Origin of the sequence: Streptomyces sp. KR55 (assembly GCF_052245645.1) — a bacterium.
In the GTDB taxonomy this organism is placed as follows: Bacteria; Actinomycetota; Actinomycetes; order Streptomycetales; family Streptomycetaceae; genus Streptomyces; species Streptomyces flavusporus.
In genome coordinates, this window is sequence record NZ_JBQQCE010000645.1 from 1 (window position 1) to 4,156 (window position 4,156).

Consider the following 4,156-nt stretch of genomic DNA (forward strand, 5'->3'; position numbering starts at 1 on the left):
TGCGCGACTATGATAAGCGGTACGAGTTGCCCGTGTGTTGGCCGGTACGCGTCGCGGGCGTGCACCGGGACGGTGACCTCCTGCGCGTGGAGACGGACTCGGGTGCGTGGCATGCGCGGGCGGTGATCAGCGCGACCGGCACCTGGTGGCGCCCCTTCCTGCCTGCCCTCAGCGGGCGCGGAGCCTTCGGCGGCGAGCAGCTGCACACCGTCGAGTACCGGCGGCCGCAGGACTGCGCGGGCCGTCGCGTGATCGTGGTTGGTGGCGGCAACTCCGGCGCCCAGATCGCCGCCGATCTCGCCCACGACACGGAGTTGACCTGGGTCACGAAGCGCCCGCCGCGTTTCCTGGCCGACGACATCGACGGCCGCGCCCTGTTCGACGCGGCCACCGCCCGGCGCCGTGCGCTGGACGCGGGGCGTACGGACACCGGCGGCGTCACCTCCCTTGGCGACATTGTCGCCGTACCGCCCGTACGCGACGCCCGTGACCGCGGCCTGCTCAAAGCCACGCCGATGTTCACACGCATCCTCCCCGGCGGTGTCGAATGGGCCGACGGCACCCGCGCCGAGGCCGACGCGATCATCTGGTGCACCGGCTTCCGGCCCGCCCTCTCCCACCTCGCGCCGCTCCAACTCCGCGGTCGGCGCGGTCACATCCCCACGCACGGCACGCGAGCCGTGGACGAACCGCGCCTGCACCTGCTCGGCTACGGCGACTGGACCGGCCCGGCCTCCGCCACCCTCATCGGCGTCGGCCGTCCGGCCCGGGATGCGGCCCGGGAGATCGCCGAGCTCGTACGCGGGCCGGGGACCGTCAGGACAGTGTGCGGATGACCTCATGCACGCGGGTGGCGATGTTCGCCGGCAGTGGCGCGTAGTGGATGTCGGCGAGGTTCTCCTGCCCGGCCTCACTGACTGTGTACGTGAGGAACGACTTGAGCGCGGGCAGGGTTCCGGGCTGGTTGCCCGTGTCGCACACGACCTCGTAGGTGACCAGGACGATCGGGTAGGCACCGGGATCCTGTGTGGTGTAGTCGAGTTGGAGGGACAGGTCTTTGCCCTTTCCGACCACCCTGGCAGTGGCAATCCCCGCAGAGGCGGTCTCGGGGCTCGGCGCGACGGGCTCGGACGCGCCGGTGTTGATCCTGACCGTGGGGATCTTGTCCTTGGTCGCGAAGGACAGCTCGAAGTACCCAATGGCACCGTGGGCGCCGGTCACCGCTCCGGCGACGTTTTCCGAGCCGTCGGCCGAGTTCCCGCCCTTGCCGGGCCATTCCTTGGACACCGTATAGGGCCAGTGCTGCGGTGCCGCCGCGGCGAGGTAGGCGGTGAAGTTCTGCGTGGTGCCCGAACCGTCCGAGCGATGCACGGGCTGAATGTCCAGGTCAGGCAGCTCGGCGCCCGGATTCAGCGCGCGGATCGCAGGATCGTTCCACTTGGTGATCTCGGAGTCGAAGATCTTCGCCAGGGTCGGCGCGTCGAGGACCAAGTCGTCAACACCGGACAGGTTGTAGCCGACCGCGATGGGACCGCCCACCGCCGGCAGGTTGATGGCGTATCCGCCGCGGCAGACCCACTGGGTCTGGTCCTCGGGCTTCACCGCCCCGTCGGTGCCACCGAACGCCGTGGCGCCCCGCATGAACTGAGCCACTCCCGCGCCCGAGCCCAGAGGGTTGTACCTGATCTGCACTCCCGGGCAGGCCCGTCCATACTGCTTGATCCAGTGCTCCATGGCGTTCTGCTGAGCTGTGGAACCGGACCCGGCCACCTGCCCCTTGGCCGCACACCCGATCCGCGGATCCGGCGAGGCTGCTCGTCTCGTACCCGCCTCGCCGCCATCGGTTGCGAATATCCAGGCTGCGCCTCCGACCGCGAGGACGGCCGCTACCGCCGCTACGCCGATCGGCCCGAAGAATGGCGCGGCCCTTGCGTCGATGCTGCACCAATGCCCCCTCTGGCACGCGTGCAGGTGGCAACTCGACGACCATGTCATGTCAGACGACGACTACCGCCTGCTGGGACATAGATAGTTACCTATGTGGGGCCAGTGGTGGCGACGTGCGTACGAACGTCTGCTGTCGCGTTCCCGTCGCGGGCATGGCGCAGGTGCGTCCTCGGCGGCCGAGGGTGATCAGCGAAGGGCGAGCATCTGCCCCATCGCTGCCACGACGGACGGCGCGACCTTGTAGTAGACCCAGGTGCCGCGCCGCTCGGAGGTGAGCAGGCCGGCTTCCTTGAGCTTCTTCAGGTGGTGGGAGACGGTCGGTTGGGAGACGCCCACGTCGGAGATGTCGCACACGCACGCCTCGCCGCCCTCGTGCGAGGCCACCAGCGAGAACAGCCGCAGGCGCACCGGATCGCCGAGCGCCTTGAACATCCTCGCCGTCCGCGCGGCCTCCTCTGCACTCAGCGGCCGTTCGGTCAGCGGCGGGCAGCACGGCGCCGTGACGTCCGGGACCTCCGGGTCGAGCAGCGGCAACACGTTCGTATTCGACATACGTCTATGTTGACACATGTCGAATAAGCGGGCGAGGGCGTTGCCGGGAGGACTCACTGCCTCGCGAGGTGCGCGGCCGGTCGGCGGCCGACCCGGACCGCATCCCGCCCGACCCCGCGCAGGGAGTTCGAGGACAGGCTGCGCTGCCACTCTCCTGGTTTCGATGAATGTCTATGTTGACGCCTATCGAAACAGGTGTCATGCTGGCAGCGCAAGAGATCGACGGATGTCGAAGCAAAGGGGAACCCCGTGGCTGCGCCCATGAACGACACGCCCACCACCGACCAGCTGCCCGTCGTGGTCGTCGGAGCCGGCCCGATCGGCCTGGCCGCCGCCGCCCGCCTCATCGAGCGCGGCATCGAACCGCTGGTCCTGGAGGCCGGCCCGTCCGCCGGCACCGCCGTACGCGACTGGGCGCACGTACGGCTGTTCTCGCCCTGGGCCGAGGTCACCGACCCGGCCGCCGAGAAGCTCCTGGCCCCGACGGGGTGGGTGCGCCCCGACGGAGTCTCGTACCCGACCGGCGGCGACTGGGCCGAGCAGTACCTCCAGCCGCTCGCCGATGTCCTCGGCGACAAGGTCCGTTACGACGCGACGGTGACCGGAGTGGCCCGCGTCGGCCGGGACCGCATCGTCGACGCCGGCCGCGACGAGCAGCCCTTCACCGTGCACATCACGACCGCGGACGGCCGCGAGGAGCGCCTCACCGCCCGAGCCGTCATCGACGCCTCCGGCACCTGGTCCGTGCCCAGCCCGATGGGCGCCGACGGCCTGCCCGCCCTGGGCGAGAAGTCCGCCGCCGAGCACATCTCCTATCGGGTGCCCGACCTGAAGGACCCGGCTGTGCGCGCCCGTTATGCGGGCAAGCGCACCGCCGTGGTCGGCTCCGGCGCCTCGGCCTTCACCGCCCTCGCCTACCTGGCCGACCTGGCGAAGGAGGAGGCCGGCACCCACGCGGTGTGGATCCTGCGGCGGGGGATCACGGGCTCCACGTACGGCGGTGGCGAGGCCGACCAGCTGCCCGCGCGCGGCGCCCTGGGCCTGCGCGCCAAGGCCGCCGTCGAGGACGGCCACGCCTCAGCCGTGACCGGCTTCCGAACGGACGTCGTCGAGCGCGACGGGGACCAACTCGTGCTCGTCGCCGAGGACGGGCGTCGCCTGGACCCGGTCGACGAGGTCATCGTGCTGACCGGCTTCCGCCCCGACCTGTCCTTCCTCTCCGAGGTCCGTCTCGACCTCGACGAGCGCCTCCAGGCGCCGACCGCGCTGGCCCCGCTGATCGACCCCAACGTGCACTCCTGCGGCACGGTCTACCCGCACGGTGTGAACGAACTCTCGCACCCGGAGCAGGGCGTCTACCTGGTCGGCATGAAGTCCTACGGCCGCGCCCCGACCTTCCTCGCGATGACCGGCTTCGAACAGGTCCGCTCCATCGCGGCAGCGATCGCCGGCGACCAGGAGGCCGCCGAGCGCGTCGAGTTGACCCTGCCGGAGACCGGAGTATGCGGCGGCGCGGGCCTGTTCGACGAGCCCGACACCGCCCGGGCAGCCTCGGGCGGCGGATGCTGCGCGGCCCCGGCCACCCTACAGGTCGGTGTCGGCACCCCCACCACCTCCGGCGGCTGCTGACCACCGTGAACCATCTCGAAGCCCGCGG

Annotated in this window: 4 protein-coding genes; 2 read left to right on the forward strand and 2 right to left on the reverse strand. The window is 70.8% G+C overall.

Features of this window, described 5'->3' with window-relative positions:
• Positions 1–836: NAD(P)-binding domain-containing protein (locus tag ACTWQJ_RS47455; RefSeq protein ID WP_443312580.1), on the forward strand; the 836-nt coding region annotated here is incomplete at its 5' end.
• Here the strand turns inward: ACTWQJ_RS47455 and pstS are convergent.
• Both pstS and ACTWQJ_RS47465 read right to left on the reverse strand, forming a co-directional pair.
• Positions 817–1,905, reverse strand: a complete 1,089-nt coding sequence (pstS, locus tag ACTWQJ_RS47460) for a phosphate ABC transporter substrate-binding protein PstS (RefSeq protein WP_443312582.1) — start codon at positions 1,903–1,905, stop codon at positions 817–819. The genes ACTWQJ_RS47455 and pstS overlap by 20 nt on opposite strands.
• A gap of 228 nt (positions 1,906–2,133) precedes the next feature.
• The gene (locus ACTWQJ_RS47465; protein ID WP_443312581.1) at positions 2,134–2,499 is read right to left on the reverse strand and encodes an ArsR/SmtB family transcription factor; all 366 of its coding nucleotides are present in this window, start codon (positions 2,497–2,499) and stop codon (positions 2,134–2,136) included.
• A gap of 261 nt (positions 2,500–2,760) precedes the next feature.
• Here ACTWQJ_RS47465 and ACTWQJ_RS47470 point away from each other — a divergent pair, with 261 nt between their 5' ends.
• Positions 2,761–4,128, forward strand: coding sequence for an NAD(P)-binding domain-containing protein (locus tag ACTWQJ_RS47470; protein ID WP_443312583.1), 1,368 nt, complete (start codon positions 2,761–2,763; stop codon positions 4,126–4,128).
• Positions 4,129–4,156 lie beyond the last annotated feature (28 nt).

What these genes read in the sequence shown, in the direction of transcription:
- ACTWQJ_RS47465 (WP_443312581.1), bottom strand. Translation starts at nt 2,499, where the DNA reads ATGTCGAATACGAACGTGTTGCCGCTGCTCGACCCGGAGGTCCCGGAC.
- ACTWQJ_RS47470 (WP_443312583.1), top strand. Translation starts at nt 2,761, where the DNA reads ATGAACGACACGCCCACCACCGACCAGCTGCCCGTCGTGGTCGTCGGA.